Annotated in this window: 27 protein-coding genes and 1 pseudogene; 17 read left to right on the top strand and 11 right to left on the bottom strand. The window is 64.3% G+C overall.

What is annotated here, in order from left to right:
• Window positions 1-47: 47 nt before the first annotated feature.
• Entirely contained in the window at window positions 48-716 is a 669-nt protein-coding gene (locus CK227_RS25960) for a ceramidase domain-containing protein (RefSeq protein ID WP_095774822.1), read from the bottom strand.
• Window positions 717-892: 176 nt separating this feature from the next.
• On the opposite strand from CK227_RS25960, the gene CK227_RS25965 reads away from it, so the two are divergent.
• Both CK227_RS25965 and CK227_RS25970 read left to right on the top strand, forming a co-directional pair.
• Window positions 893-1,678, top strand: a complete 786-nt coding sequence (locus CK227_RS25965; protein WP_095774823.1) for a thioredoxin family protein — start codon at window positions 893-895, stop codon at window positions 1,676-1,678.
• Window positions 1,679-2,309: 631 nt separating this feature from the next.
• Window positions 2,310-2,696 (top strand): DUF2794 domain-containing protein, encoded by a 387-nt coding sequence (locus tag CK227_RS25970; protein WP_027055166.1) that lies wholly within the window; start codon window positions 2,310-2,312, stop codon window positions 2,694-2,696.
• Between the two features lie 162 nt (window positions 2,697-2,858).
• On the opposite strand, the gene CK227_RS25975 is transcribed toward CK227_RS25970, so the two are convergent.
• From CK227_RS25975 to CK227_RS25990, 4 genes are all read right to left on the bottom strand, one after another.
• Window positions 2,859-3,443, bottom strand: coding sequence for a GNAT family N-acetyltransferase (locus CK227_RS25975; RefSeq protein ID WP_095774824.1), 585 nt, complete (start codon window positions 3,441-3,443; stop codon window positions 2,859-2,861).
• Between the two features lie 119 nt (window positions 3,444-3,562).
• Window positions 3,563-4,336, bottom strand: a complete 774-nt coding sequence (locus CK227_RS25980) for a Bax inhibitor-1/YccA family protein (RefSeq protein WP_095774825.1) — start codon at window positions 4,334-4,336, stop codon at window positions 3,563-3,565.
• Between the two features lie 243 nt (window positions 4,337-4,579).
• The gene (locus CK227_RS25985) at window positions 4,580-7,129 is read right to left on the bottom strand and encodes an ABC transporter permease (protein WP_095774826.1); all 2,550 of its coding nucleotides are present in this window, start codon (window positions 7,127-7,129) and stop codon (window positions 4,580-4,582) included.
• Window positions 7,129-7,824: an ABC transporter ATP-binding protein gene (locus CK227_RS25990; RefSeq protein WP_095774827.1), complete on the bottom strand. Its 696-nt coding sequence runs from the start codon at window positions 7,822-7,824 to the stop codon at window positions 7,129-7,131. The genes CK227_RS25985 and CK227_RS25990 overlap by 1 nt, the downstream gene beginning before the upstream one ends.
• Window positions 7,825-7,906: 82 nt before the next feature.
• On the opposite strand from CK227_RS25990, the gene CK227_RS25995 reads away from it, so the two are divergent.
• Window positions 7,907-8,551 carry an arylesterase gene (locus CK227_RS25995; RefSeq protein WP_095774828.1) on the top strand — a complete coding sequence of 215 codons (645 nt, stop codon included), beginning with the start codon at window positions 7,907-7,909 and terminating at the stop codon, window positions 8,549-8,551.
• A gap of 128 nt (window positions 8,552-8,679) precedes the next feature.
• Window positions 8,680-9,276: an RNA 2',3'-cyclic phosphodiesterase gene (gene thpR / locus CK227_RS26000; protein ID WP_019862074.1), complete on the top strand. Its 597-nt coding sequence runs from the start codon at window positions 8,680-8,682 to the stop codon at window positions 9,274-9,276.
• On the opposite strand, the gene CK227_RS26005 is transcribed toward thpR, so the two are convergent.
• The gene (locus CK227_RS26005; protein WP_095774829.1) at window positions 9,180-9,692 is read right to left on the bottom strand and encodes a low molecular weight protein-tyrosine-phosphatase; all 513 of its coding nucleotides are present in this window, start codon (window positions 9,690-9,692) and stop codon (window positions 9,180-9,182) included. The two genes, thpR and CK227_RS26005, sit on opposite strands and share 97 nt — an antisense overlap.
• A gap of 104 nt (window positions 9,693-9,796) precedes the next feature.
• On the opposite strand from CK227_RS26005, the gene CK227_RS26010 reads away from it, so the two are divergent.
• From CK227_RS26010 to CK227_RS26020, 3 genes are all read left to right on the top strand, one after another.
• Window positions 9,797-10,093 (top strand): 4a-hydroxytetrahydrobiopterin dehydratase, encoded by a 297-nt coding sequence (locus CK227_RS26010; RefSeq protein WP_095774879.1) that lies wholly within the window; start codon window positions 9,797-9,799, stop codon window positions 10,091-10,093.
• A gap of 128 nt (window positions 10,094-10,221) precedes the next feature.
• Entirely contained in the window at window positions 10,222-10,584 is a 363-nt protein-coding gene (locus CK227_RS26015; RefSeq protein ID WP_095774830.1) for a YkvA family protein, read from the top strand.
• 274 nt (window positions 10,585-10,858) lie between these two features.
• Window positions 10,859-11,362, top strand: coding sequence for an invasion associated locus B family protein (locus CK227_RS26020; protein WP_095774831.1), 504 nt, complete (start codon window positions 10,859-10,861; stop codon window positions 11,360-11,362).
• A gap of 55 nt (window positions 11,363-11,417) precedes the next feature.
• Here CK227_RS26020 and CK227_RS26025 read toward each other — a convergent pair whose 3' ends face one another.
• Complete coding sequence (locus tag CK227_RS26025; RefSeq protein ID WP_095774832.1) at window positions 11,418-12,773, bottom strand: chloride channel protein; 1,356 nt, start codon at window positions 12,771-12,773, stop codon at window positions 11,418-11,420.
• A gap of 112 nt (window positions 12,774-12,885) precedes the next feature.
• Window positions 12,886-13,185 (bottom strand): hypothetical protein, encoded by a 300-nt coding sequence (locus CK227_RS26030; RefSeq protein ID WP_095774833.1) that lies wholly within the window; start codon window positions 13,183-13,185, stop codon window positions 12,886-12,888.
• 383 nt (window positions 13,186-13,568) lie between these two features.
• Here CK227_RS26030 and rlmN point away from each other — a divergent pair, with 383 nt between their 5' ends.
• Genes rlmN through CK227_RS26045 form a run of 3 tightly spaced genes read left to right on the top strand, consistent with a single transcriptional unit; the run spans window position 13,569 to window position 15,726 of the window.
• A complete protein-coding gene (rlmN, locus tag CK227_RS26035; protein ID WP_095774834.1) occupies window positions 13,569-14,801 on the top strand; it encodes a 23S rRNA (adenine(2503)-C(2))-methyltransferase RlmN in 1,233 nt (410 codons plus the stop codon).
• Window positions 14,798-15,247 carry a hypothetical protein gene (locus CK227_RS26040; protein ID WP_179295982.1) on the top strand — a complete coding sequence of 150 codons (450 nt, stop codon included), beginning with the start codon at window positions 14,798-14,800 and terminating at the stop codon, window positions 15,245-15,247. Before rlmN ends, CK227_RS26040 begins: the two co-directional genes overlap by 4 nt.
• Complete coding sequence (locus CK227_RS26045; protein WP_095774835.1) at window positions 15,244-15,726, top strand: hypothetical protein; 483 nt, start codon at window positions 15,244-15,246, stop codon at window positions 15,724-15,726. Before CK227_RS26040 ends, CK227_RS26045 begins: the two co-directional genes overlap by 4 nt.
• Here CK227_RS26045 and CK227_RS26050 read toward each other — a convergent pair.
• A complete protein-coding gene (locus CK227_RS26050; RefSeq protein WP_095774836.1) occupies window positions 15,698-16,339 on the bottom strand; it encodes a LysE family translocator in 642 nt (213 codons plus the stop codon). The two genes, CK227_RS26045 and CK227_RS26050, sit on opposite strands and share 29 nt — an antisense overlap.
• A gap of 120 nt (window positions 16,340-16,459) precedes the next feature.
• On the bottom strand, window positions 16,460-18,538 hold the full coding sequence (locus CK227_RS26055) for a bifunctional diguanylate cyclase/phosphodiesterase (protein WP_245318255.1): 2,079 nt from the start codon (window positions 18,536-18,538) through the stop codon (window positions 16,460-16,462).
• Between the two features lie 350 nt (window positions 18,539-18,888).
• Between CK227_RS26055 and CK227_RS26060 the strand changes: the two genes are divergently transcribed.
• Together CK227_RS26060 and CK227_RS36880 are read left to right on the top strand one after the other, a co-directional pair.
• Window positions 18,889-20,112, top strand: coding sequence for an argininosuccinate synthase (locus tag CK227_RS26060; protein WP_095774837.1), 1,224 nt, complete (start codon window positions 18,889-18,891; stop codon window positions 20,110-20,112).
• A gap of 75 nt (window positions 20,113-20,187) precedes the next feature.
• Window positions 20,188-20,307, top strand: a pseudogene (locus CK227_RS36880) (IS110 family transposase); the annotation flags it as partial.
• A gap of 134 nt (window positions 20,308-20,441) precedes the next feature.
• Here the strand turns inward: CK227_RS36880 and CK227_RS26065 are convergent.
• Window positions 20,442-21,239 (bottom strand): lytic transglycosylase domain-containing protein, encoded by a 798-nt coding sequence (locus CK227_RS26065; RefSeq protein ID WP_095774881.1) that lies wholly within the window; start codon window positions 21,237-21,239, stop codon window positions 20,442-20,444.
• A 381-nt stretch (window positions 21,240-21,620) separates the two neighbouring features.
• Here CK227_RS26065 and CK227_RS26070 point away from each other — a divergent pair, with 381 nt between their 5' ends.
• The 5 genes from CK227_RS26070 to rpsP all read left to right on the top strand — a co-directional run bounded on the left by CK227_RS26070 (window position 21,621) and on the right by rpsP (window position 26,208).
• On the top strand, window positions 21,621-22,718 hold the full coding sequence (locus CK227_RS26070; RefSeq protein WP_095774838.1) for a putative zinc-binding metallopeptidase: 1,098 nt from the start codon (window positions 21,621-21,623) through the stop codon (window positions 22,716-22,718).
• 63 nt (window positions 22,719-22,781) lie between these two features.
• Window positions 22,782-23,387 (top strand): DUF1236 domain-containing protein, encoded by a 606-nt coding sequence (locus tag CK227_RS26075; protein WP_095774839.1) that lies wholly within the window; start codon window positions 22,782-22,784, stop codon window positions 23,385-23,387.
• 426 nt (window positions 23,388-23,813) lie between these two features.
• The gene (gene ffh / locus CK227_RS26080; RefSeq protein WP_095774840.1) at window positions 23,814-25,415 is read left to right on the top strand and encodes a signal recognition particle protein; all 1,602 of its coding nucleotides are present in this window, start codon (window positions 23,814-23,816) and stop codon (window positions 25,413-25,415) included.
• A gap of 8 nt (window positions 25,416-25,423) precedes the next feature.
• Window positions 25,424-25,750 carry a chorismate mutase gene (locus tag CK227_RS26085; RefSeq protein ID WP_095774841.1) on the top strand — a complete coding sequence of 109 codons (327 nt, stop codon included), beginning with the start codon at window positions 25,424-25,426 and terminating at the stop codon, window positions 25,748-25,750.
• Between the two features lie 56 nt (window positions 25,751-25,806).
• The gene (rpsP, locus tag CK227_RS26090) at window positions 25,807-26,208 is read left to right on the top strand and encodes a 30S ribosomal protein S16 (protein WP_019862097.1); all 402 of its coding nucleotides are present in this window, start codon (window positions 25,807-25,809) and stop codon (window positions 26,206-26,208) included.
• The last annotated feature ends 81 nt before the right edge of the window (window positions 26,209-26,289 follow it).

A 26,289-nucleotide genomic window follows, 5' to 3' on the forward strand; every position in this document is an offset into this window, starting at 1 on the left:
GAAATGGGGCTTAGGCAGTAGGGAATAAGGCCCCTACTGCCTACTGCCTACTGCCTTTCGGCGCCCCCAAACCGCGCCACCGCCGCCAGCAGCACCCCCAGCATCAGCCCGTTGAGGATGTGCCACAGGAAATGCGTGCCGAGCGGAAAGCTGGCGCAGACCATCGGGTCGATCATCCGGCAGAAGGCGGACACCACGAAGATCGCCGACCCCGCCAGATTGTACCAGCCGGCCCGGTTGCCGTGTGCCGTCACCCAGATGCCGAAGAAGGCCAGCGCCAGGAACGGCGGCAGGTAGCTCGTCGTGCCGTTCGATGCCAGGCGCAGCCAGTCCGGCACGGCGAAACCTGTCGCGCCGGCCACCGCATGGAAGACGACCAAGACCACCATCGCCTTGCCCCATTCCATGCCGAGGAAGCGGCGCAGATTGAACAGCGTATAGGCGAGGGTGAAGCCGGCAATCGGCAGGATATCGGCCCAGATCGTGCCCCTGGTGGCAAAGGTATGGAAGATCGTCGAGCCGATGCCAATCGCCACCACCCACCAGGCCAGTACCGCGGCGAAAGTGCCGGCCTCGCATCGGCGTACTTCCCGCGCACCCCATAATCCCGCGGCAATGAAGGCAAGGTTGGTCAAAGCATTGGCGGGCTCGGCCCAAAGTCCAGGCCCGGTCCGCTCGCAATAGAGATCGGCAGGGATCAGGAGAGTTTGCCACATGATGATGCCAGCCCTCGATCGAACCGCGTCGTGAAATGCAGGGTCCCTCCTATTGCGGCCTTAGCTGCGGCTGCAACGGCAAAAATTTCACCGCAACGTGACTTCCCGTTGACTTCCGCTTCTGCCACATATTTCAGACAATCAGAACAAAGCCGGCGCCACCGGCGGGAATTGGAATGATCATGGCCTGGCGAAGATCACTTTGGCTGGCAGCCTTCGCGCTGGCCTTCTCGGCGTTTGCCGGTGCCGGCCATGCCGGCGACGCCGAAGGGATCCAGGCCGAAAAACCCTCGCCCGACAGGCCGCTCGGCGTGGTCGAACTTTTCACCAGCCAGGGCTGCAACTCCTGCCCGCCGGCCGATGCCTTCTTCGCCGAACTTGCGACCAGGGAAGACATTGTCGCGCTCTCCTATCACGTCGACTATTGGGACTATCTCGGCTGGAAGGACACGCTCAGCCGCAAGGAAAACACCGAGCGGCAATATGATTACATGCGCGCCTTCGGCAGTCGCTCCGTCTATACGCCGCAAGCGGTCCTCAATGGCCGCGCGCATGTCAACGGTGCCAATCGCGGCGAGGTCGACGGCGCGCTGGCCCGCATGGCGAAATCCGGCGAAGGCATGCGTGTGCCCGTCAAGGTCAGCCGCACCAGCGACCGCGTGATCATCGATGCCGGCGATGCCGGCGCCGGTCCGAGCGACGCCCATGTCGTCATCGTTTATTTCGAGCCGCCGCAGACGGTCAAGATCGCCCAGGGCGAGAACTCCGGCCGCAAGATGACCTATTGGAACGCCGTCACCAGCATCCAGACCGCCGGCATGTGGCACGGCAAGGCGCAGCGCTATGAATTGCCGATGAGCGAGATCACCAAGAAGGGCGGCTGCGCCGTGCTTTTGCAGTCGGTCGGCAAGGACGGCATGCCAGGACCCATTCTCGGCGCTGCCTTCATCCACAAGCCGTAACGGAATCGCCGAAAACGGCCTTGCCTTCGTCATCCACGGGCGGAGCAGGAGCGAAGCTCCGTCGCGGAGACCCGAGGATCCATGCCGTGACATTTGCCATATGTAAAAGCGGTCCAGGATCGGGCGCTCTCGACTCGGACCTGACCGACGCCAACTCGTGCGACCGCTTATTCTGAACCGGCGCGTTCTTCGGGCAATGTCGCGGCATGGATCGACGGCGCCGATAACATCACGATCGATCCGGACCTTCAGGCATGAAAAAACCGACGTCAGCTTGCTTCTGACGCCGGTCATTGAAGTTTTGGGATCGTCGCACCCGATTTTTCCAAGGAAAAACCGAGGTTGGTTCGATCCGACGCAGACCCGTGGGCGGGGGGCTTGGGGTTTACGAGCCGGTGCCGGACCGAACCGTCTCAGGCAACGCCGGTAAATTCGTCGGACATTGGGGCATGAGCGCGGATAAAAAGAGGCAGAAATGTGGCGAAGCATCACCAATTCCAACATGCGGTTTGCAAACGTGACTGGACGTGACCGAAAAGGCGCGCTGCCGCGACCGCTTCGCCGGCTCTTGCAATTGCAGCGCGAAGGGGCCAATTTTGGTTGGCAAAGATTCATTTTGAAGGATCGAGGCATGACTGACGACAGCGGCGGGACGGGGGATGGTGACGCATCCGCAATATTAATCCCGCTGCACGAGGCGCGCAGCGCACGCCTCGACCAGCCGGTGCGCTTCGACCGGCGTGAACTGGACCAGATCCTCAGGCTCTACGGACGCATGGTCGCCGCCAATGAATGGCGCGACTACGCCATCGATCATTTGACCGACAGGGCGGTGTTTTCCGTCTTCCGCCGCGCCAGTGAAGTGCCGCTGTTCCAGATCGTCAAGGATCCGAAACTGGCCCGCAAGCAAGGCGCCTTCGCCGTCATCGCCGCCGGCGGCCGCATCCTCAAACGCGGCCAGGAGCTCGGCCGCGTGCTTGGCGTCTTCGACAGCAAGCTGAGAGTGGTCGAGGCCTGAGCCGGGGAAGAGGAATTGAGGAATTGAGGAATTGAGGAATTGAGGAATTGAGGAATTGAGGAATTGAGGAATTGAGGAATTGAGGAATTGAGGAAAAAGGCACTCAATACCTGACGTAAGCGCCATCTTCTTTGTTCTTCAATTCTCCAGTTCTCCAGTTCCTCAGTTCTTCAATTCTTCTTTATCCCCCCGAAACTTCCGCTCCGGCAGCGAGACCGGGTCGGGCGGCAGCGACGCACCGCCATTCAGCGACAACTGCATGAACACCGTGTCCAGCCAGCGCCCGTGCTTGTAGCCGGAGCCTTCGAGCCGGCCTGAATGGCGAAAGCCGAGCTTTTCGTGCAGCCTGACCGAGGCGCTGTCGGCATGGCCGTCGCCGATCACCGCGATGATCTGGCGAAAACCCGCCGCCTCGGCCGCCGCGATCAAGGCTTGCATCAGCTGGAGACCGATGCCCTGGCCCTTGGCATCAGGCGCGACATAGACCGAATCCTCGACGATGAAGCGATAGGCCGGGCGCGGCCGGAAGGCGCCGGCATAGGCGTAGCCGAGCACTGCGCCGTCCTTCTCCGCCACCAGATAGGGAAAGCCGCCGGCCGTGAGCGTGGCGAATCGCGTGCCCATCTCGGCGCGGCTGGGCGGCTCCAGCTCGTAGCTCGCCGTTCCGTGTGTCACGGCGTCGGCGTAGATTTCGGTGATGGTGTCGAGGTCGGCGGCGCTGGCCGCCCGAATCACGATATTGCTCATTCTTTATGCAAGCCTTCTGTCTGCCTTCGATAACAGCAAACGCCGGCGCAAAAGAAAAGGGCGGCCGTTGGGCCGCCCTTTCCAAACCCGATGGTCCAGTCAGACCATGACGCGAAGCCTTATCGGCGGTCGCCCATGAACTGCAGCAGGAACATGAACAGGTTGATGAAGTCGAGATAGAGCCTCAGCGCGCCCATGATGGCCTTGCGGCCGGCGATATCGGAAGCGTCGCCCTCGAAATACATCTCCTTGATCTTCTGCGTGTCATAGGCGGTGAGGCCGGCGAAGACGAGCACGCCGATCGCCGAAACAGCGAAGGACAGTGCCGACGACTGCAGGAAGATGTTGATCACCATCGCGATGATGATGCCGAACACGCCCATGATCAGGAACGAGCCCATCGCCGTCAGGTCGCGCTTGGTCGTGTAGCCGAACAGCGACAGCGCGCCGAAGGCGGCGGCGGTGGCAAAGAAGGTCTGCGAAATGCTGGCCGTGGTGTAGACCAGGAAGATCGACGACAGCGACAGGCCGACGAGGCCGGCATAGACCCAGAAGGTCGTCTGCGCCGCCGAAACGCTCATCGATTGGACGCGGAACGACAGGAACAGCACGGCGGCCAGCGGCGCCAGCATCACCACCCAGCGCAGCGGCGATCCGAAGATCGCGTAGCCGAACGACGTCAGCATCTCGCCGCTCGGCAGCGTCGCGACGGCCGAGGCCGGATCGGTGGTGGTGGCCAGCATGATCGTGCCGACAGCGGCAAGGCCGGTGATGAGGAGGCCAAGCCCCATCAGATTGTAGACCTTGATCATATAGGCGCGCAGGCCCTGGTCGATGTCGACGGCTGCGCCGGGCACGGCGCGCGTCTGGAAGTTGCGAATGGGTTCAGCCATTGTAGTCCTCTATTGCTTCTGCCCCGTCCGGTGTCAGATCCTGTTGGGACGTAAATCCACCGGACCCAGGCGCCGCTGGCGGGGCTCCAGCATGCCTGTGGCGAAATATGATGGTTATTCGCGTCAAGAACAAGACCGTAACCGGATGTAACGGTTCGTGAGGGGCCGAAATGCGGATTCTCGGGCTTTCCAGCCGCCATCCTTACCAAGATTTAATCCGCGATAGCGGCGTCGGCCCCGGAACTACAGCTCGCGCAACACCGGCGCCGCCTTGTGGCCGAGCACCCGCCAGGTGCCGGCGAGGCCGATGCCGACGGTGATCACAAGCGCAAAGACGATGGTCGCCACCGCCACCTGCGGCATGAAATGCGACGGCAGGGTCATGATACGGGCGACAATGTACCAGGCCGCGATGCCGCCAGCCGCCAGCGCGAAGATGGCGGTGGCCAGTCCGATCAGCATGTATTCGAGGGAGAACGCCGTGATCAGCGTTCGCCTTGTGGCGCCGAGCGTCTTCAGCACCACCGCGTCGTGGATGCGCGCCCGGTTGCCGGCGGCGAGCGCGCCGGCCAGCACCAGCACCGAAGCGACCAGCGCCACGCCGGCCGCCGCGCGAATCGCCGTGCCGAGCTGCCCGACCAGCCGGTTGACGACATCGAGCGCGTCCTTGACCCGCACCGTCGTCACCGCGGGAAAGGCGCGGGTGACGGCATTGAGGACGCGCGCGTCGTCGGCCGTGGTGGCGCTCCTTTCGGTCAGCGTCGCCATCCAGCCATGCGGGGCCCCGGCGAATGTGTTGGGCGAGAACACCATGACGAAGTTGATCCCCATCGTTTCCCATTGGACCTGACGGAAATTGGCGATCTTTGCCGTCACGTTGCGGCCGAGCACATTGACGGTGACGGTGTCGCCAAGCTTCAGTCCGATCTCCTGGCCCTCATGCGCCGAGAAGGAAACCAGCGGCTCGCCGGCATAATTGTCCGGCCACCATTTGCCCTCGGTCAGCGTCGCATTTTCCGGTTGTTTGGCATCATAGGTCAGGCCGCGATCGCCTTTCAGCACCCAGGCGCCTGCGGCCGGCACCTTGACCTTGTCGACATCGACGCCGTTGAGCGCCATCACCCGGCCGCGCAGCATCGGCACTTTGGCCAGCGTCCCCTTTGGCGCCTCCTTGGCGATCAGCGCGGAGAACGCATCGACATCGCTGCCTTGGATGTCGACGAAGAAGAAGTTCGGCGCCCGCTCCGAAAGGCTGCCGGAGATCTGCTGCCGCAGATTGCCGTCGATCAGCGCCAGCGTCACCAGCAGCGTCAGCCCGAGCCCCAGCGACAGCACCACCGACGGCGTCAGGGCGCCTGGCCGGTGGATGTTGCCGACGGCGAGCCTGAGCGCCACGAAGCGCACGCGCGGGCTTTTTCTCGCCGCCCATTGCACCAGCGCGCCGACCAGGCGCAGCACCAGGAAGGCGAAGATGGTGGCACCGACGAAGATCGAGGCGATGCGCTGGTCGCCCGAGAACAGGATGGCGAGCGCCGCCAGCAACAGCGCGATGCCGAGCGCCGAAGCGACATAGACGGGCCGCGGCTGGCCGCGGCCTTCAAGCCCCATCTCGCGGAACAGTGCCGTCGCCGGCACGTCGCGGGCGCGCCCGAGCGGCAGCAGCGCGAAGGCCAGCGTCACCAGCAGGCCGAACAGCGCCGCCATGGCGAGCGCGCCAGGATAGAAGCCGCCCTGCGCCGGCACCGGAATGACGGATTGGAGGGCGGCACTTGCCACGAACGGCATCAGCGCGCCGAGCACCAGGCCGGCGGCGATGCCGAGGGCGGCAATGATCAGGATCTGCACGAGATAGACAGCAAAGACGAAGCCGCCGGAAGCACCGAGGCTCTTGAAGGTGGCGATGACGCCGCGCTTGCCGTCGAGATAGGCGCGCACCGCATTGGCGACGCCGACGCCGCCGACCACCAGCGCCGTCAGCCCGACCAGCGTCAGGAATTGCGAGAAGCGTTCGATGTTGGACGACAGCGCCGGCGCCGCATTGTCGCGCGTGCGGATCGACCAGCCGGCCTCGGGAAAGTTTTGCGCCGCCTGATCCTGAATGGCCTTGAGCCCCGCCTCGCCGGCGTCGGCCGGCAGCCGGATCTTGTAGGCGTTTTCGACCAGGCTGCCTGGTTGCACCAGCCCGGTGGCGGCCAGACCTTCGGCCGAGATCATCAGCCTCGGCGCGAAGCCGAAACCGTCGGACACGGCATCCGGCTCGGTGATCAGTCTGGCGCGCAATTCGAAGGTCGCCGTGCCGAGCTTCAGCCGGTCGCCGGGCTTGAGATGCAGCCTTTCGAACAGCAGATCGGGGGCGGCCGCGCCGAAGACGCCGAATTCTTCGCCGAACAGTTCCTGCTTCGACAACTTCGGTTCGGTCTCCAGCGCGCCATAGAGCGGATAGGCGTCGTCGACCGCCTTGGCCTCGACCAGTGCCTGATCCGAGCCGTCGGCCAGCCGCGCCATCGAGCGCATGCTGGCGGTGCGCGAAACGGTGCCGAGCCCGTCGAGGAAGCCGCGCTCGGCCTGGCTGGCGTCGCGCTGATTGATCTGGAAGCGGAGATCGCCGCCAAGCAGCGTCTGGCCCTGATCGGCGACGCCGGCGCTGATCGAGCGGGCAACCGAATTGACGCCGCCGATCGCCGCGACGCCGAGCGCGATGCAGGCAAGGAAGATCAGGAAGCCGGACAGGCCGCCGCGCATTTCGCGCAGCGAGAAGCGGACCGCGAGTTTCAGCGTCTGCGCCAGCGGCATCAGGCGGTGACCTTCAGGGGCGCCGGTGTTTCAATCCGGCCCGAACGCATCGAAACCTGGCGCGAACAACGCGCCGCCAGCGCCGGATCGTGGGTGACCAGCACCAGCGTCATGCCGCGCTCGGCCGCCTTGGAGAACAGCAGGTCGGCGACCTGCCGCCCGGTCGCCTGGTCGAGATTGCCGGTCGGCTCGTCGGCGATAAGGATGCGCGGCGACGGCGCCAGCGCCCGGGCGATCGCCACGCGCTGCTGCTCGCCGCCGGAGAGTTCGCCGGGATAATGGGTGACGCGGTCGCTCAGGCCCACCGCCGCCAGTTCGCGTGCCGCCACCGAAAACGGATCGGCATGGCCGGCCAGCTCCAGCGGCACCGCGACATTCTCGAGCGCCGTCATATTGGGGATGAGGTGGAAGGACTGGAAGACGATGCCAATGTTTCGGCCGCGAAACGAAGCAATCTGGTCCTCGCTTTTGCCGTTGAGCAGCTCGCCGGCGATTCGTACCGTGCCCGAATCGACCCGTTCCAGGCCTGCCAGCACCATCAACAGTGTCGACTTGCCGGACCCCGAAGGGCCGACGATGCCGGTCGCCTCGCCGCGCCCCACTTCGAGGCTGACGTCCTTGAGCACATGGACAGACGAAGCGCCCTCGCCGAGCGTCAGCGATACGTCTTTCAGCGCGATGACGGCTTCTGTCAAAATGAAAGTGTCCTATATGGAACGTGAAGGCTCTGTTTGCCGGAAGCCGGGAAGAATCTTTTGGTCATATGGGGCCTGCCGCATGTCTTTCAAACGCCAGATAGCCGCAGGCTTGATCCTTTTCCTCGCCCTTTGCGGCGCCATTTCGTCGGCGCGGGCCGAGCCCTTCAAGATCGTCGGCTTCGGTGACAGCCTGATGGCGGGTTACGGTCTCGGGCCTGGCGAGGGTTTTACCGACAAGCTCCAGGCCGCCCTGCGCGCCAAGGGCCGTGACGTGGCCGTCGCCAATGCCGGTGTTTCCGGCGACACCACCAGCGGCGGCCTGGCGCGGCTCGACTGGTCGGTGCCGGACGGAACCCGGCTGGTCATCCTCGAACTCGGCGCCAACGACATGCTGCGCGGCGTCTCGCCCGATATCCCCAGGAACAACCTCGACGAGATGCTGGCCAGGCTCAAGCGGCGCAACATCGCCGTGCTCCTGGCCGGCATGCGCGCCGCGCCCAATCTCGGCGCCGACTATCAGACCGCCTTCGACCGCATCTTTCCGGAGCTGGCGAAAAAATACGATGTCACGCTCTACCCGTTCTTCCTCGACGGCGTCGCCGGGCAGCCCGGCATGCAGCTCGAGGATGGCCTGCATCCGAGCGCCAAGGGGGTCGACCAGATGGTCGAGCGCATCCTGCCGACGGTCGAGAAGGCCATCGCGGCGGTGCCCGGAGGCGCGTGAGGCCGGGCGGAACCGCTTTCCGTTAGGGAAGTTTTTAGCAAAGCCTGTGACCAATAAACCTCTTGCTCCATCAGCCTATCGATGATTCGCTATAGGTGACAGTTCGATTCGAGGAAGGGAGGCTCTTCATGCCGCGTCTTTTCACCGCCCTCGAAATTCCGCGTGATGCTGCCCTTTCGCTGTCCCTGCTCCGGGGCGGCCTGCCGGGGGCCCGCTGGATCGATGTCGAAAACTACCATCTGACGCTGCGCTTCATCGGCGATGTCGAAGGCCATGTCGCCGACGAGATCGCCAACGCGCTGGACCGCGTCCACCGCCCTTCCTTCTCGCTGACACTGTCCGGTGTCGGCGCTTTCGGCCAGAAAAAGCCGCACGCCGTATGGGCCGGCGCGTCCGCCTCGCCAGATCTGGCAGCGCTTCAGGGCGAGATCGAGCGCATCTGCCAGCGGCTCGGCATCCCCGCCGATCCGCGCAAGTTCATGCCACACGTCACACTGGCGCGGCTGCGCAATTCGAGCCCGCTGGATGTCGCGCAATATCTGTCGGCACGCGGCAATTTCTCGACATTGCCGTTCCGCATCGGCCGCTTCGTCCTGATGTCGTCGCGCGATTCGGTCGGCGGCGGCCCCTACATCGTCGAGGAGGCCTGGCCGCTGTCCGGCAACGATGCCCGCGCCGCCAGCCGCGTCGCCAGCGCCTCCGACGCTTCGCGGATCATGCGGTAGACCGAAGCGAACGCATCTTCGCCGTCATAATAGGGATCGGGCACGTCACGCGCCTGTCCATGCGCGAACTCTAAAAACAGGTGCACCCGGTCCCGTGCGGGCGCCAGCGCCTCGAGGTCGGCGACGTTCGAGCGGTCCATGCCGAGGATCAGGTCGAAACGGGAGAAATCCTCACGCCGGACCTTGCGTGCTCTCTGTCCGGAAATGTCGATGCCGTGACGCATCGCGACGGCGATCGAGCGTGGATCGGGGGCCGAGCCGACCTCCCAGCCGCTTGTGGCGGCCGAATCGAGCAGCATGTCGCGGCCCCGGCCGCGCTCGGCCCAGACGGCGCGAAAAACACCTTCCGCCAGTGGCGAGCGGCAGATGTTGCCGAGGCAGACGAACAGAATGGAATTTATCGGCTTCATGCTCATTCGATATGCGCCGTTTGTGCATTTGGAACCCCAAAACCGCACAGCACTTCGGGGCGACTTGCACTATGGTGAGGGTCAAATTCGAAATAGCACGGGAAATCATCATGACGAGAGAAAAACTCAGCAAGGACGCCATCACCGCCGCCCTTGCCGAACTCGGCGACTGGTCGCTGGCCGCGGACGGTGGCTCGATCAAGCGCAGCTTCGTCTTCAGGAATTTCTCCGAAGCCTTCGCCTTCATGACCCGCGTCGCGCTGGCGGCCGAAAAGATGGACCATCATCCCGACTGGTCGAATGTCTACAAGACCGTCGACGTGACGCTCAACACCCATGACGCCGGCGGCGTCACGGCGCTCGACATAGCGCTGGCAAAGAAGATGAACCGCTATTTCGGCGGCTGAGTGCACGCCTGGCCGTGAGCGGTGACCCCAAATCGGCACCGGCATCTTGCAGCCGGGTCCGGCTTTCACCACATTTTCGCTCGCGAGGCATGCGCCAGGACGCGCATGAGACCCGCAAGGAGTGATTGATGGCGCGACAACCCGGTTTTGATTTCTTCGGCTTTGGCGACAGGCTGGGCGGCGAGGGCGAAGTGCGCGAGAAATTCTGGCGCACGGCCAAGAAGGCCGCGCGGCAGATCCCGTTCATGGAAGAGGTCGTTGCCGCCTATTACTGCGCCATGGACAAGAACACGCCGCTGCGCGCCAAGGGCATATTGGTGGCCGCGCTCGGTTATTTCGTCCTGCCGGTGGACCTCATCCCCGACTTCGTCGTCGGCCTCGGTTTCACCGACGACATCGCGGTGCTGACCGCAGCGATCACCGCCGTCAGCGCCCACATCACGCCGGCACATCGCCAGGCCGCCAAGGACGCCATTGCCGACAAGGGCTGAGCGTCGTCACGTGGCGCTTGGCCTGTGGACAGAGGCGTTTGGAGGCCCTGCTGAAAAGTCAAACTCTTGCCGCTTTCGTGGCCTCCAAGTCGCCGAAGGGACGTCGCGCCGGCCGCTGACAAGGCGGCGGTGCGGGAATGGCGGCGGTTTCCGGGGGTGAGCGTCCTTTTCTTGAGGGAAATTCACCGTTTGGTAACCCAGATTAAATCAAAATGAAGCGACGGCTGGACGCCATGCGGCCCGCCCCCGCACCATTTGGAATACGGGAAAGACGATGCGCGGATTGATAGCACTGGTTTCGAGTCTGGTCCTGGTGGCCTCGGCAGCGCCTGTTCTGGCGCAGCAGGCGACCAAGATCGGCCAGCACAATGCCTGGGGCACCTATAGCTACCAGGCATCGGGCGGCAAGGTCTGCTACGTGCTCACCGTGCCGACCGACAAGCAGCCGCCGACGCTCGACCATGGCGACATGTTCTTCTTCGTCAGCCAGCGTCCCGGCCAGCAGGTATCCTACGAGCCGCAATTCATCGCCGGCTACAATTTCCAGGAAGGCTCCAAGGCCACCGTCACCATCGACAAGAAGTCCTTCTCGATGTTCACGCGCGGCAAGTCGGCCTGGGTCGAGAACGCCGCCGAGGAACCGGTGCTGATCGCCGCCATGAAGACCGGCACCGACATGAAGGTGACGGCGAAGTCCGGCCGCGGCAACCCCACCTCCTATGTCTTCTCGCTGAAGGGCATTTCGGCGGCGCTGACGTCGATCGCCAAGTGCAAATAGGCAAACCTTCGTTTTGAAGCGAATGGCCGGGCCGCAAAGCCGGCCCTTTGCTTTTTCAGCCCTGACCTGGCTCCGGAACTGTCTCGGCCCGCCGCCGCCGGATCGCCTCGGCGATGAAGACGCGCGACAGTGCATGATAGAGCGGCTCGTGCGAAATCAGGCGCGCAGTGCCATAGCCCAGCATCGAGGCCAGCATCAGCGCGATGACATTGTCGTGATTGCCGGTCATTTCCAGGATGATGACGAAGGCCGTCATCGGCGCCTGCACGACGCCGGCGAAATAGCCGGCCATGCCGAGCAGCGCGGCGGCACCAGCGCCGGCGCCAAACAGCAGCCCGAGCGAACTGCCGATGCCGGCGCCGACCGCCAGCGACGGCGCGAAAATGCCGCCGGGAATGCCCGAGACCATCGACAGCAGCCCGGCCAGGAATTTTTCCACGAAGAAGAACCAGGGCAGCGGCGTGCCTTCGACAGCGCCGCGCGCCTGTGCGTAGCCGGTGCCGAAGGTCAGCCCGCCGGAGGCGATGCCGATCGCCGCCACGCCAAGCCCGCAGACAGCCGCCACCAGCAGTGCGCGAGCCAAAGGCTGCTGCGTGTGCCAGCGCCGGATCCGCCGTGTGATCTTCAGCGCCAGCAGCGAGAACAGCGCGCCGAAGCCGCCGCCGATGACGCCGCAGCCAAGCACCAGCGGCCAGTCGGCGGCAAAGGCGATGGTTTCCTTGGAGACGCCGAAATAGGTATAATTGCCGAGCAGGCCGAGCGAGGCGAGGCCGGCCAGGATCACCGCCGTCAGCACCAGCCCGTTGGTGCGCGCCTCATAGGTGCGGCCCATCTCCTCGATAGCGAAGACGATGCCGGCGAGCGGCGTGTTGAAGGCGGCGGCGATCCCGGCGGCCGAGCCGGCCAGGATCAGGCCGCGCGCCTGCGCCATGCCGCCCCAGCGCGCCGCCTGCAGCATCAGCGAGGCGCCGACCTGCACGGTCGGACCCTCGCGGCCGATCGAAGCGCCGCAGAACAGGCCGATGACGGTAAGCGCGATCTTGCCTGCCGCCAGGCGAAGCGAAAGGAGATGACCGCGATCCTCGTCGTCGCGCAAATGGCGAGCGGCGATCGCCTGCGGAATGCCGCTGCCCTGCGATCCGGGGAAAAAGGCCTGGGCAAGCCAGGCGCAGAGCACGAAGCCGAGCGGCGTTATGATCAACGGCAGGTAGAAACGCCAGCCGCCACCGTTGCCGGTGACGAGGTGAAACAGCGCTTGCGCCCGGTCGGCCAGTATCGCGAACAGCACGCTGATCAGGCCGATCGAGATGGCGCCGGCCCAGAAGACGAGCCGCGGCTGCCAGACGCGCCGCGAGGCCCACATCGCCTGTGAGCGCCGCAACATCGGGTATTTTCGCGATATGCCGGCCATCCGCGCCTCATTGTGGTGGCCCGGCCTAGCACACCCACGGAGCCGATCAAGCCTGTGGGGCTGATCCACGCGTCGGATCCCGCCGGCGTACACCGGCGGGATCCGGGCTGGCTCACATGGCCATTTTTTCACATTCGGCCTGAGCCTTCTTGGTCGACGTATCGATCATGTAGGCTTTGCCCTTGGCGTCGGTCATCATCATCATGCAGTGCTTGATCGGCTTTGCCATCTTCATCATCTCGGCGCCCATCTTTGCATCCGGCATCATGGTGCCCATATGCCCGTCCGGCATGATCGCCATCACTTCTCCACCCTTCATCATGGTCATCGTGCCCATCGCGTCTTCGGCAAATGCCTGCGAGGCGGAAAGGCCGACGAGGCCGGCAATGACGGCGAACTTGATAGAGTTCATTCTGCATACTCCCATTTTGTAGAGGCATAGTTGCCCCATTCAGACTTCGCAGGCGCGATGGGAATCGTTACGCGAACACGATCATGTGATCGGTCAATAGGGGCTGGCGTCCAATCAGGCGGAAGCATTGCTTCGGTGCAAGGTCGACCCCCACTCCGGGGAAGCCGCTCGTCAATCGCGCCGCCGCCGCAAGACAGGCATAACCCTGCACAGGAGGAGAAAAGCCCGGCAGGGCAATGAAGGCCAGCGCCGACCTTCAAGGTCAGGCGATCATACAATGAAGCGCACTGCATGACTCCGCGCTCAACCTGTGCTATGCGCCGCGCTTCAGTTCCCGGCACGATGAATGAAATCGGCCGCAAAACGCTTATATCAGTGCGACCATGACCCTTTCCTTCGACCTCACCACTGAAGGTGCCCGTGACGCGTTGCGCGCCCGCGCCGCGCCCGAGAAGCCGTCGCTGATCGGCCTGACGCGGGCCGAGCTCGCGGAGGCGCTCGTCGCGTCCGGTATCGTGCCGGAGCGCCAGGCAAGGATGCGCGCCCAGCAGCTCTGGCACTGGATGTATGTGCGCGGCGTCTCCGACTTCGCCGGCATGTTCAACATCTCCAAGGACCTGCGCGCCGAGCTCGACAAGCATTTCACCGTCGCGCGTCCCGAGATCGTCGAGGAGCAGATTTCTTCCGACGGTACCCGCAAATGGCTGTTCCGCTTTCCGGCGCGCGGCGCCGGCCGGCCGGTCGAGATCGAGACCGTCTATATTCCCGAGGAAGGCCGCGGCACGCTTTGCATCTCCTCGCAGGTCGGCTGCACGCTGACCTGCTCCTTCTGCCACACCGGCACGCAGAAGCTGGTGCGCAATTTGACGGCGGAAGAGATTCTCGCCCAGCTGCTCACCGCGCGCGACCGGCTCGGCGATTTCCCCGACCGCGACACGCCGGACGGCGCCATCGTGCCGGCCGAGGGCCGCAAAGTGTCCAACATCGTCATGATGGGCATGGGCGAGCCGCTCTACAATTTCGAGGCTGTGAAGAAGGCGCTGCTGATCGCTTCCGACGGCGACGGGCTTTCCCTGTCGAAGCGGCGCATCACGCTGTCGACCTCCGGCGTCGTGCCGGAAATCTTCCGCACCGGCGAGGAGATCGGCGTCATGCTGGCGATCTCGCTGCATGCCACCAATGACGATCTGCGCGACCTCTTGGTGCCGATCAACAAGAAGTATCCGCTGAAGGAACTGATCGCCGCCTGCCGCGCCTATCCCGGCCTGTCGAACGCCAAGCGCATCACTTTCGAATATGTGATGCTGAAGGACGTCAACGATTCCATCGAGGATGCCAAGGGCCTGATCAAGCTGCTCAAGGGCATTCCGGCCAAGATCAATCTGATCCCGTTCAACCCGTGGCCGGGCACCAACTACCAGTGCTCGGACTGGGAGACGATCGAGAAATTCGCAGACTACATCAACAATGCCGGCTATGCCTCGCCGATCCGCACACCGCGCGGCCGCGACATCCTCGCCGCCTGCGGCCAGCTGAAATCGGAATCCGAGCGCATGCGAAAAGTGGACCGGCTGGCGCTGGAAGCCATGATGATCGCGGGGCACGGGGAGGCGTGAGCCGTCTCGTCGTCGGGCTCAAACGTATCGCCATGATAGCCGTCGGTTACATCGCCGGTGTGCTGACCTCGATCCTGGTGCCGGTGCTGCTGATCACGCTGCTGGAAGGTATCGAGTACGGCAACTGGTCGCTGGTCTTCACCTTCGACTGGCTGCGGTCGTTTCCGCTCGCCGTGCTGACCGTGGCGGTCTGCGCGCTGCTGATCGTCGGGCCTGCGATCCTGGTCGCCGAATGGTTTTCGCTGCGGGGATGGTTCTATTTCGCGGTCACGGGCGCGATCACCTCCATCGCCTTTGGCGTCCTTGTCCCGGGCTCGGCCGGAGGCTTTGTGTTCAATCCAGGCTTTCTCGGCTTCCTGGCCACGGCCGGCACCGCCGCCGGTTCGGTCTACTGGCTGTTGGCCGGGCGCGAGTCCGGCCGTCTGACGCCGCGGGATCCCGGATGACCCGTCTCGTCGCCTATCTCGTGCGCTTTGCCATGATCCTGTTCGGCTATGCCGTCGCCTCGCTGGCGGCGAGCGCTTTCCTCAACGTGCTGTTCCTGGCCTCGCTCGGCTATACGCCTGACCACACATACCCGACGGCGACGGCGTCGCTGTATTTCTCGATCCCCTTCGTCGCTGTGTTCGTCGCCTATTTCGCTTTCCTGCCGGCGGTGATCGTCATCCTGCTTGCCGAAATCCTCGGCCGGCGCGACTGGCTGTACTACGCGCTGGCGGGCGCGGTGGTGGCGGGCGTTTTCCTCGGCCTGGTCGACCACGCCCAAGAGTCCACCTTCGCGATCACCGACGCCAGCGCCATCATGGCGGTGATCGGCGGCGGCATGGTCGGCGGTATCTTCTACTGGCTGAGCGCCGGGCGCTGGGCCGGAAACTGGTGGAAAGAGGCGAACGCGCCTACTTCGCCTGGGCCGTCAGGATCTTGAGCGCGAAGGCCGAGAACACGCCGGCGAAGAGATAGTCGACCACCCGCGTGACGCGCGGGCTGGCCTTCATCGCCGCGGAAAATTTCTCCGCCGCCAGCACCATCGGCACCGTCACCGGGATCGACAGCACGATGAACATCGAGCCCAGGAAGAACAGCTTTCCCGGCGCGTTCGGGTCATGCGCGGAGACGAACTGCGGCAGGAAGGTCATGAAGAACAGGATGATCTTGGGATTGAGCAAATTGACGCCGAGCCCGGCCGCCCAGCTGCGCAGCAGCGAGATCTGCGGGCCTATCTTCTTTTCCGGCGAAAAGGCCGAGCCCTTGGCGATGGCCTGCCAGGCCAGGAAGACGAGATAGCCGGCGCCAAAGATCTTCAGCACGAAAAAGGCCATCGGCGAGGCGACGATCAGCGCCGAGACGCCGACCACCACCAGCGTGGTGTGGATCAGCGTGCCGCACAGCGCGCCGGCCATCGAGGCAAAGCCGGTGGCGCGCCCCTGGCTCAGCGTGCGCGAGACGAACAGGGTCATGTCGGGCCCGGGCGTGATCGCCAGGATCACGGTGGCGATGGCGAACTGGATCAGCGTGGCGGTGTCGGGAATGAAGGACATGGCAGGCCCCAGGAAACGCATAGGCCTATACAGCATGCGCCGTGCCGGCGCCAGATAAAGCGTTGATCCAGCAAGGCAATCGCTTTCCGCAATGACAGTTCCCGCTCGTGGCGGCGAGCGTCAGCCGGTGGCTGTCCTCACCCTGACAGGCACCTCGAAGGTGGGCGGGCCGTCCTGGCCGTCAAGCCTGCCGATGAGCACGATCTGATCGATCGGCTTGGGGCGGCCGAGGAAATAGCCTTGCGCCTCGTTGCAGCCCTCGACCTGCAGGATGCTGAGCTGGACATCGGTCTCGACGCCTTCGGCAAGCACGGGAATGTCGAGGCTGCGCCCCAGCGTCAGCACGGCGCGGATGATCGCCTTGGCCTGCGGGCTGCGCTCGACATCGGCCATGAAGGAGCGGTCGAGCTTGATCTTGTCGAACGGGAACGAGCGCAGCGTGTCGAGCGAAGAATAGCCGGTGCCGAAATCGTCGATCGCGATCGTCACCCCCAGCGCCTTGATCTGGCGCAGCACGTGCAGCGTGCGCACCTTGTCGGCGACGATCGTCGATTCGGTCAGCTCGAGCTCGAGACGCTTCGGCGACAGGCCGGTCTCGACTAGGATTTGGTGGACGAGCGTGGCGAGATCGGCATGGGCGAACTGCACCGGCGACAGATTGACCGCGATCTTGTGGCCATTGTCCCAGGAGGCGGCCTGGCGGCATGCCGTGCGCAGCACCCATTCGCCGATCGCCAGGATGGAACCGTTTTCCTCGGCGATCGGAATGAATTCGGCGGGCGGAACCATGCCGTGCACGGGGTGCGTCCAGCGCAGCAACGCCTCGTAGCCGCACGTGGCGCCGGTCTGCACCGAGGTCTGCACCTGATAGTGCAGCGAGAGTTCGCCATGGTCGATCGCCTGACGAAGGTCGGTCGCCAGCGCCCGGCGCGCCCGCGCCGTCTCGTCCATCGCCGATTCGTAAAAGCAGACGGCCCGCGTCACGTCGTTCTTGGCCCGGTACATGGCCAGATCCGCATTGCTGACCAGCCTCTCCCGGTCGGCCCCGTCGCGCGGATAGACGGCAACCCCGATGCTGGCGCCGGTAACGCTCTCGAAATCGTCGATCCGCAACGGCTCGAACAATGATTTCTCCAGCCGCGACACCAGGCCGAGCAGGTCGTTCTGGTCCTTGAAGCGCTTGATGGCGGCAAATTCGTCGCCGCCGAGCCGGGCGACGAACTCGCCGTCGCCGGCCAGCTTCGCCAGCCTGCGGGCAATGATCTTGAGCGCCTGGTCGCCGGCCGCGTGTCCCCTGAGGTCGTTGATTTCCTTGAACCGGTCGAGGTCGATGACGATGACGGCGGTCATCGTGTCTCTATCCTCGCGCGCCCGCTCGATCTCATGGTCGAGGCGGTCGTTGAAGGAGACCCGGTTGGCAAGGCCGGTGAGCGAGTCGTTGAGGGCAAGATGCTGCAGCCGCTCGAAGCTCTCGAGCCGGCCGCGTTCGTCGATCAGATAGCTGGCGAACCCGGTGGCGGCGACGATCAGGCCGACCACGGCGACCGCGACGGCCATGGCTTCCAGGATGTCGGGATTGGTGCCCGTGGTGATGAAGGAAAGCGGCGTCACCGCCACCGCCGCCATCGCGGTGAAATGCAGGCCGACGATCGCCAGCACCAGAAGGCCGATGCCGACATAGTGCGACCAGCGGTACGGCCGGCGCATCGCATGGCCGACCGCCACGGAGGAGAATGCCATCGCGATCAGCACCGAAGCGATGACGTAGCCGGCGTCCCATTCGACGATGCCGGCCACGTGATAGGCCATCATGCCGGTATAGTGCATGGCCGAGATCGCCAGCCCGACAAGGCATCCGCCCCATTCCGGCGCCAGGCCGCGGCCTTTGTCGAGCGCAAGACCGAAGCCCGCCCCGGTGCCGACCATGGCGATGACCAGGGAGATCATGGTGAGCGCCGGATCGAAGGTGATCGGCGCGCCGGGCTGATAGGCCAGCATGGCGATGAAATGCGTGCACCAGATCGAGGAACCGGCCGCGACCGCGGTCAGGAAAAGCCATCCCCGCATCTGCACGCCGACGGTTTTCCTGGCGCGGTCCAGAAGGCCGATCGTCACCCAGCAGCCGGTGACGCACATCAGCGCCGCCAGCAGGACGAGCCACAGATTATGCTCCGTGACGATGCATGATATGACGCGCATCAGGAATGGTCCAAGCCCGAGACACCCGCAATGAGCAGGCAAAAGCCGCTTGGCCACCCGTTGCGTGGCCAGGGCAGTTCCGTGTCGCTGCTTTAGCGGCAGGACGTGAAAACTTGCTTAAATCCGGCGCATAAATGCAGCCCATGATTGTAGCAGGTTGTTTTCCCAGGAACTTGGTCGCGAACTGAGGACCGCGCCAGCGAAAAGCCTGAGGCGGTTCCATGCCCTCGCCGCGCGCTGGATCAGCAGTCTGGCGCCGCGCCTGCTTGCTCGCTTTGCCGTTCCTGCTAAAAGGCGCTCCGACAATGCGTGACGCCCTTGCCCAGGCGTCTGCCACCGACGGAGCAGAAATGTCCAAGACCAAAGACGTCAAGAAAGTCGTGCTCGCCTATTCCGGCGGCCTCGACACATCCATCATCCTGAAATGGCTGCAGACCGAACTCGGTGCCGAAGTCGTCACCTTCACCGCCGATCTCGGCCAGGGCGGCGAGCTGGAGCCGGCACGCAAGAAGGCCGAGATGATGGGCATCAAGGACATCCGCATCGTCGATGTGCGCGAGGAATTCGTCGCCGATTTCGTCTTCCCGATGTTCCGCGCCAACACCGTCTACGAAGGCACCTATCTGCTCGGCACCTCGATCGCACGGCCGCTGATCTCCAAGCACCTCGTCGAGATCGCCAGGGAAACCGGCGCCGATGCGATCGCGCATGGCGCCACCGGCAAGGGCAACGACCAGGTGCGTTTCGAGCTGTCGGCCTATGCGCTGAACCCTGACATCAAGGTCATCGCGCCGTGGCGCGACTGGTCGTTCAAGTCGCGCACCGACCTGATCAACTTCGCCGAGCAGCACCAGATCCCGGTGGCCAAGGACAAAAGGGGCGAGGCGCCGTTCTCGGTCGACGCCAACCTGCTGCACTCCTCTTCCGAAGGCAAGGTGCTGGAAGATCCCTGGAGCGAGCCGCCGGAATTCGTCCACCAGCGCACCGTCTCGCCGATGGACGCGCCGGACAAGGTCACCGAGATCGAGATCGAATTCCTGAAGGGCGATCCGATCGCGCTCAACGGCAAGAAGCTGTCGCCGGCGACCATGCTGACCGCTCTCAACGATCTTGGCCGCGACAACGGCATCGGCCGGCTCGACCTGGTCGAGAACCGCTTCGTCGGCATGAAATCGCGCGGCGTCTACGAGACGCCCGGCGGCGCCATCCTGATCGTGGCCCACCGCGCCATCGAATCGATCACGCTCGACCGCAGCGCCGCGCACCTCAAGGACGAGTTCATGCCGCGCTATGCCGAGCTCATCTACAACGGCTTCTGGTTCGCGCCCGAACGCCTGATGCTGCAGGCGATGATCGACAAGAGCCAGGAAGACGTCGAAGGCACGGTGCGGCTGAAGCTCTACAAGGGCAACGTCATGGTCACCGGCCGCAAGTCGAAGAAGACGCTCTATTCGGACGCGCTGGTCACCTTCGAGGATGACCGCGGCGCCTATGACCAGAAGGATGCCGCCGGCTTCATCCGCCTCAATGCGCTGAGGCTGCGCACGCTGGCCGCGCGCAACCGCAAGGGCTGATATCGACCCGAGATCAGGAGCATGCTCTACATGCCCGCATTGCACGCCGCTGCCGGAAGGGGTGAGTTCGCAACCTTCTACAAACGCCTCATCACCAACGGCAAAAAGCCAATGGTGGCCATCGCTGCCGTCATGCGAAAGATCGTCGTCACCTTAAACGCTAGGCTCAGGGACGCCGCCATTCCTCAGAGTTGATGACGAAGTAGGGGACTTCCACCAACACAAAAGCCCGGCGCATGGCCGGGCTTTTGTCGAACAGAGCACCCTCAGGAAAAGCGTGAAGCGGTTTTCCGTCCGGAATTGCCTCAAAACGAAGAGTTGGACTTCAATCAGTCGCCGTCGATCGCCGTGGCGATGCGCACGATGGCCTGCTGGTAGACGTTGGCGTCGTTCCAGCCGGCAATGGCACCGACATTGTCCGCCGCGCTCGCGCCCCGCCGCCAGCCATGGGCCTTGAGGAAGTTGGCGGTGGAAGCCAGCGCGGTGGCCTTGTCGCGCAGGTTGCCGCTGCCCACGCCATATTTCAGGACATTCCCGGGCAGGAACTGCGTATGGCCGATCTCGCCATGCGCGGCGCCAACCGACGAGGCGCTCAAGGCGCCGCGATCGACCAGCTTCAGCGCCGCAATGGCATGCGGATGAAAGAATTCCGGACGGCGGCAATCATAGGCAAGCGTCAAAATGGCCGAAACCGTATTCTGGTTGCCCATGGACGAACCGAAGCCGGTCTCCATGCCCCAGATGGCCAGCAACACACCGGGCGACACGCCGTAATTGCTTTCGATCTGGCTGAACAGCGCCGCGTTCGCCTTTTTCAGCGAACGGCCCTTGGAAATGATCGCCTCGCCGCCACGGCGCTTCATGAAGGCATCCACCGAGCCGCTGAACGCCTTGTGGATACCGCGATCGACGGAGATTGTCTTTGTCGCGTAAGTGGCGCCAGCCAAAGCGGCCAGACCCTTGGCGCCGACACCTTCGGACTTGGCCTGTGCGGCGAAGCCCGGTTTCCAGGCGTCGAAGCCGGCACCGGTGCTGCCACAGCTCGCCGCCGCCTGTGCACCCGTCGCCAGCCCAAGCACCGCCACCACCGCGGCCGCTAAAATCCTACCCTTGGCAAGAAATGCCATTTTGTTCTCCTGGTTGCCTGATTCACGTCCCATCAGCGAATTTGCCAGCGAAACTTGCATTTGTCACCGTCCGCGGCACGATGCTGGCGAATGCCGGGGAATTTGCCTACGATCAAGTGATTATTGTGGCGGGGTCGAAATAACCATGGAAGACGTTGATGTCGCATCGGCGGCCGTGCCTGTGCCAGCGCCCGGCATTTCGGTGTGCCTTTCGGCATAGGCGGCGTGATCATCGGCGATGGCGCGGCGGGGCTTGCCACGGCCAGGACCCTGCGTGCCATGGGCCGCATGCGGCGAAACATCATCGACACAGGCGGAACGGCGGCCGGCGCTCGGCGTTGGGCACCTGCCGCCCGCTGGCTCTGAGGTTTTGAGGCCGACATGAAACTGTTCGACTGCCCGCATTGCGGCCATCGTCTCTATTTCGAGAATGCGCAATGCCTGAATTGCTCCAGCCTCGTGCTCTACGATCCCGGGCATGCCCGCTTCGCCCTGTCGGGCGCCGACGGCATCTTCCAGTGCACCAATGCCGATGAATGCGCCTGCAACTGGATGGCCGAACCGGGACATGGGTTTTGCCGCGCCTGCGGGCTGAACCAGCTGATCCCCGATCTTTCCGTCGACGGCAACCGCCGACGCTGGATCCGGGTCGAGGCGGCCAAGAAGCGCGCCATCTATTCGCTGCTCGCCTTCGGCCTGCCGGTGGCGCCCAAACAGGCTCCTGCGGACGAGGTGGGCCTCGCCTTCGACTTCCTCGCCGATCCGATCGGCGGCGGGCCGGGCGGCGAACGCATCCTGACCGGCCATGACAATGGCCTGATCACGCTCAACGTCGCCGAGGCCGATTCAGCCGAACGCGAGAAGCGTCGCGTCGAGATGGGTGAGAATTACCGGACGCTGCTCGGCCATTTCCGCCACGAGCTCGGCCACTATTACTGGGATCGCCTGATCCGCGACGATCCGCAAAGGCTGGACGCTTTCCGAACTTTGTTCGGCGACGATCGAGCCGATTACGAACAGGCGCTGAAGACCTATTACGCCAACGGTGCCGCACCCGACTGGCAGCAAAACCACATCTCGGCCTACGCCACCTCGCATCCCTGGGAGGACTGGGCCGAGACCTGGGCCCACCATCTGCACATCACCGACACGCTGGAGATGGTCCACGCGCTGAACTTCCCGCTCGGCCGGCTGGAGACGGTGGAAGCCAATGACTTGCCGCGAGGCGACACCGGCGGAGAACTGCAGGCGGCCCCTTCGGAACCTGCCAACGCGCCCGAGCCCTTCGAAAAGATCCTTGCCCGCTGGCTGGTGCTGTCGGAAGCCTCCAATTCGATCAACCGCTGCATGGGCCTGCCCGACCTCTATCCCTTCGTCATTTCGGACGTGACGGCGCGAAAACTGGCCTTCGTTCACGAGCTTTTGACCGGCCTGCCGAACGACGTGGGAACAAATCGTGAGTTGGCGCAGGCGTTTTAGCCGGAACGCATGCGCCGCTGCCCCGTTTTCACCGCCGAGGGACCATGAAAACGGAGTGAAGCCATGAAATCCGTCTTGTTGCCCGCAATCGCCGGGATGATGACCGTGATGTCGGGCGCCGCCTTTGCCGACACCGCCGTCTCGGCCGTCACCGATCTCAACGTGCGCGCCGGGCCCGGTCCGCAATATCCTGTCATCGGCGTGCTCGCCGCCGGCCAGTCCGCGACGCTCAATGGCTGTATCGAAAACAGCAAATGGTGCACCATCGCCGAAGCCGGCGGCCAGGGCTGGGTCTATTCCGACTATGTAACGGCCGATTTCAGCGGCAGCCGGGTGATCCTGACGCAGCGTCCGCACGGCTCCAGCGTGGCAATCGTCTCGCCGCCGGGAGACATCGGCAATTATTCGACCGACTATACCGGGGCGATTGTCGCCGGCCAGCCGGCCGAGGACGCCTTTCCTCCGCCTCCGGCCGAGGTCCGCACCTATGTCGACACCCATCGCCTCGACCCCGTCTATCTCGACGGCGAGGTGGTGACCGGCGCGACCCTGCCCGACACGGTCGAGCTGCGCGAGATTCCGGACTACAACTACCGCTATGTCTATGTGAACGGTCAGCCGGCGCTGATCGACCCGCAGACGCGGCGCATCATGTACGTGGTGCGTTGACGGCGGTCGCGGTCGCGGCAACAGGTTGCCTGTATTGGGAAGCGACACCCTTTGCGACGGGATCCTTCTCCCCGTCACTATACGGGGAGAAGATGCCGGCAGGCAGATGAGGGGCTGCGCCGAGGTTCCGCCAAAAGCGCCGCCTGATTGCGACAAAAGCAACAGCGCGACCCGGCCCTTGTCTTGACTCCGCCGCCGATTTCCTGTCTACACGCCTCGAATTCCGCGACGAGTATCCCTCCGAGCAAGCCGACCAGGACGCCGAAGCCTCTTTGAGGTGGTGCTGTAAAGAGATCCTGGAGGCCAACACCCGGCAGCGCAATGCGCCCCCGGGTGCTTTTTGGTTTTGGGCTTTGCTTTTGCTTGGACAGTTGGCGCGAACGCATTACCTCTCGGGTCGAATGAACCGAGATCGAAGGACGCAATATGTTTGAATCGCTGCAGGAGCGTCTTGGCTCCATCCTGAACGGCCTGACCGGCCGCGGCGCGCTTTCCGAGGCTGATGTCTCGGCGGCGCTGCGCGAGGTGCGCCGTGCGCTGCTCGAGGCCGACGTGGCGCTCGAAGTGGTGCGCTCCTTCACCGACAAGGTGCGCGAGAAGGCTGTCGGCGCCGCGGTGCTGAAGTCGATCAAGCCCGGCCAGATGGTCGTCAAGATCGTCCATGACGAGCTGGTCGACATGCTGGGCGCCGAGGGCGTCGCCATCGACCTCAATGCGCCGGCCCCCGTCGTTATCATGATGGTCGGCCTGCAGGGCTCCGGCAAGACGACCACTTCGGCCAAGATCGCCAAGCGGCTGACCGAGCGCCAGAACAAGAAGGTTCTGATGGCCTCGCTCGACACGCGGCGGCCCGCCGCGCAGGAGCAGCTGCGCCAGCTCGGCGAGCAGACCAAGGTCGCGACGCTGCCGATCATTGCTGGCCAGAACCCCGTCGACATCGCCAAGCGCGCCGTGCAGGCCGCCAAGCTCGGTGGCCATGACGTCGTCATCCTCGACACCGCCGGCCGCACCCATATCGACGAGCCGCTGATGGTCGAGATGGCCGACATCAAGAAGGTGTCGAGCCCGCACGAGATCCTGCTGGTCGCCGATTCGCTGACCGGCCAGGACGCCGTCAACCTGGCGAAAAGCTTCGACGAGCGCGTCGGCATCACCGGCCTGGTGTTGACCCGCATGGACGGCGATGGCCGCGGCGGTGCCGCGCTTTCGATGCGCGCCGTCACCGGCAAGCCGATCAAGCTGATCGGCACCGGCGAAAAGATGGACGGGCTGGAGGAATTCCACCCCAAGCGCATCGCCGACCGCATCCTCGGCATGGGCGACATCGTCAGCCTGGTCGAGAAGGCCGCCGAGAACATCGACGCCGAGCAGGCGGCGGCGATGGCCAAGAAGATGCAGTCGGGCAAGTTCGACCTGAACGACCTCGCCCAGCAGCTTCAGCAGATGTCGAAAATGGGTGGCATGGGCGGCATCATGGGCATGATGCCCGGCATGGGCAAGATGAAGGACCAGATGGCCGCCGCCGGCCTCGACGACAGGATGTTCGGCCGCCAGCTCGCCATCATCTCCTCGATGACCAAGGCCGAGCGCGCCAATCCCGATATTCTCAAACACTCGCGCAAGAAGCGCATCGCCGCCGGCTCCGGCACCGACGCCGCCGAGATCAACAAGCTGTTGAAGATGCATCGCGGCATGGCCGACATGATGAAGGCGATGGGCGGCAAGGGCAAAGGCGGCGGCCTGATGCGCGGCATGATGGGCGGCCTTGCCTCCAAGATGGGGCTTGGTGGTTTGGGGGGCGGCATGATGCCCGGCGGCATGGGCGGCATGCCCGATCTCTCCAAGATGGACCCCAAGCAGCTCGAAGCCCTGCAGAAGCAGGCGCAGGCCGCCGGCCTCGGCGGCATGAAGGGCCTGCCCGGCGGACTTCCCGGCGGCGGCCTGCCTGGGCTGCCCGGCGGCATGAAACTTCCGGGGCTTCCCGGCCTCGGCGGCGGCGGACTGCCGGGCCTTGGCAAGAAGAAGTGAGAATACGGATGAACGAAGAAAAGGACATGGCAGACGCCCGCACCATCCTGGCCGGCTATCGCGCTTCGATCGACAACATCGACGCCGCCCTCATCCACATGCTGGCCGAGCGCTTCCGCTGCACCAAGGCAGTCGGCGTGCTGAAGGCCGAGCATGGTTTGCCGCCGGCCGACCCGGCGCGCGAGCAGCAGCAGATCGCCCGTCTGCGCCAGCTGGCCAACGACGCGCATCTCGATCCCGATTTCGCGGAGAAATTCCTCAACTTCGTCGTTCGCGAAGTGATCCGCCACCACGAACAGATCGCCGCTGCCAACGGCGTGACGAAAACCGGCTGAAAACAAAGATTTAGCCGAACCATATCAACGAAATCAGAGCTTTTAGGAGATAAGAAATGGCACTGAAGATCAGACTGGCCCGTGCGGGCTCGAAGAAGCGTCCTTACTACCACGTCGTCGTCGCCGACGCCCGTTCGCCGCGTGACGGCCGGTTCATCGAGTCGCTCGGCTCGTGGAACCCGCTGCTGCCGAAGGACGGCGAGCGCGTCAAGGTCGACGCCGACCGCGTCAAGCACTGGCTGTCGCACGGCGCCCAGCCGACCGACCGCGTGCTGCGCTTCCTCGACGAGGCCGGCCTTGCCAAGCGCGACGCCCGCTCCAACCCGAAGAAGGCCGAGCCGGGCAAGAAGGCGCAGGAACGCGCCGCTTTGCTGAAGAAGGCGCAGGAAGACGCTGCCGCCGCCGTTGCGGCGGCTTCAGCCGCGCCGGCCGAGGCGGAAGCCGCCACCGCCGAATAAAGATCGCTTCATCGCATCGACAAAACGGCGGGCCGGTGCCCGCCGTTTTGCTATTGTGCGCCCGTGCCATGGCGGTATCGG

Source organism: Mesorhizobium sp. WSM4308 (genome assembly GCF_002294905.1).
GTDB lineage: Bacteria > Pseudomonadota > Alphaproteobacteria > Rhizobiales > Rhizobiaceae > Mesorhizobium.

Bases quoted from the DNA above. Each gene is read 5' to 3' on its own strand.
- CK227_RS25960 (WP_095774822.1), bottom strand. From the start codon at position 716: ATGTGGCAAACTCTCCTGATCCCTGCCGATCTCTATTGCGAGCGGACC.
- CK227_RS25965 (WP_095774823.1), top strand. From the start codon at position 893: ATGATCATGGCCTGGCGAAGATCACTTTGGCTGGCAGCCTTCGCGCTG.
- CK227_RS25970 (WP_027055166.1), top strand. From the start codon at position 2,310: ATGACTGACGACAGCGGCGGGACGGGGGATGGTGACGCATCCGCAATA.
- CK227_RS25975 (WP_095774824.1), bottom strand. From the start codon at position 3,443: ATGAGCAATATCGTGATTCGGGCGGCCAGCGCCGCCGACCTCGACACC.
- CK227_RS25980 (WP_095774825.1), bottom strand. From the start codon at position 4,336: ATGGCTGAACCCATTCGCAACTTCCAGACGCGCGCCGTGCCCGGCGCA.
- CK227_RS25985 (WP_095774826.1), bottom strand. From the start codon at position 7,129: ATGCCGCTGGCGCAGACGCTGAAACTCGCGGTCCGCTTCTCGCTGCGC.
- CK227_RS25995 (WP_095774828.1), top strand. From the start codon at position 7,907: ATGTCTTTCAAACGCCAGATAGCCGCAGGCTTGATCCTTTTCCTCGCC.
- thpR (WP_019862074.1), top strand. From the start codon at position 8,680: ATGCCGCGTCTTTTCACCGCCCTCGAAATTCCGCGTGATGCTGCCCTT.
- CK227_RS26005 (WP_095774829.1), bottom strand. From the start codon at position 9,692: ATGAGCATGAAGCCGATAAATTCCATTCTGTTCGTCTGCCTCGGCAAC.
- CK227_RS26010 (WP_095774879.1), top strand. From the start codon at position 9,797: ATGACGAGAGAAAAACTCAGCAAGGACGCCATCACCGCCGCCCTTGCC.
- CK227_RS26015 (WP_095774830.1), top strand. From the start codon at position 10,222: ATGGCGCGACAACCCGGTTTTGATTTCTTCGGCTTTGGCGACAGGCTG.
- CK227_RS26020 (WP_095774831.1), top strand. From the start codon at position 10,859: ATGCGCGGATTGATAGCACTGGTTTCGAGTCTGGTCCTGGTGGCCTCG.
- CK227_RS26025 (WP_095774832.1), bottom strand. From the start codon at position 12,773: ATGGCCGGCATATCGCGAAAATACCCGATGTTGCGGCGCTCACAGGCG.
- CK227_RS26030 (WP_095774833.1), bottom strand. From the start codon at position 13,185: ATGAACTCTATCAAGTTCGCCGTCATTGCCGGCCTCGTCGGCCTTTCC.
- rlmN (WP_095774834.1), top strand. From the start codon at position 13,569: ATGACCCTTTCCTTCGACCTCACCACTGAAGGTGCCCGTGACGCGTTG.
- CK227_RS26045 (WP_095774835.1), top strand. From the start codon at position 15,244: ATGACCCGTCTCGTCGCCTATCTCGTGCGCTTTGCCATGATCCTGTTC.
- CK227_RS26050 (WP_095774836.1), bottom strand. From the start codon at position 16,339: ATGTCCTTCATTCCCGACACCGCCACGCTGATCCAGTTCGCCATCGCC.
- CK227_RS26055 (WP_245318255.1), bottom strand. From the start codon at position 18,538: ATGCGCGTCATATCATGCATCGTCACGGAGCATAATCTGTGGCTCGTC.
- CK227_RS26060 (WP_095774837.1), top strand. From the start codon at position 18,889: ATGTCCAAGACCAAAGACGTCAAGAAAGTCGTGCTCGCCTATTCCGGC.
- CK227_RS26065 (WP_095774881.1), bottom strand. From the start codon at position 21,239: ATGGCATTTCTTGCCAAGGGTAGGATTTTAGCGGCCGCGGTGGTGGCG.
- CK227_RS26070 (WP_095774838.1), top strand. From the start codon at position 21,621: ATGAAACTGTTCGACTGCCCGCATTGCGGCCATCGTCTCTATTTCGAG.
- CK227_RS26075 (WP_095774839.1), top strand. From the start codon at position 22,782: ATGAAATCCGTCTTGTTGCCCGCAATCGCCGGGATGATGACCGTGATG.
- ffh (WP_095774840.1), top strand. From the start codon at position 23,814: ATGTTTGAATCGCTGCAGGAGCGTCTTGGCTCCATCCTGAACGGCCTG.
- CK227_RS26085 (WP_095774841.1), top strand. From the start codon at position 25,424: ATGAACGAAGAAAAGGACATGGCAGACGCCCGCACCATCCTGGCCGGC.
- rpsP (WP_019862097.1), top strand. From the start codon at position 25,807: ATGGCACTGAAGATCAGACTGGCCCGTGCGGGCTCGAAGAAGCGTCCT.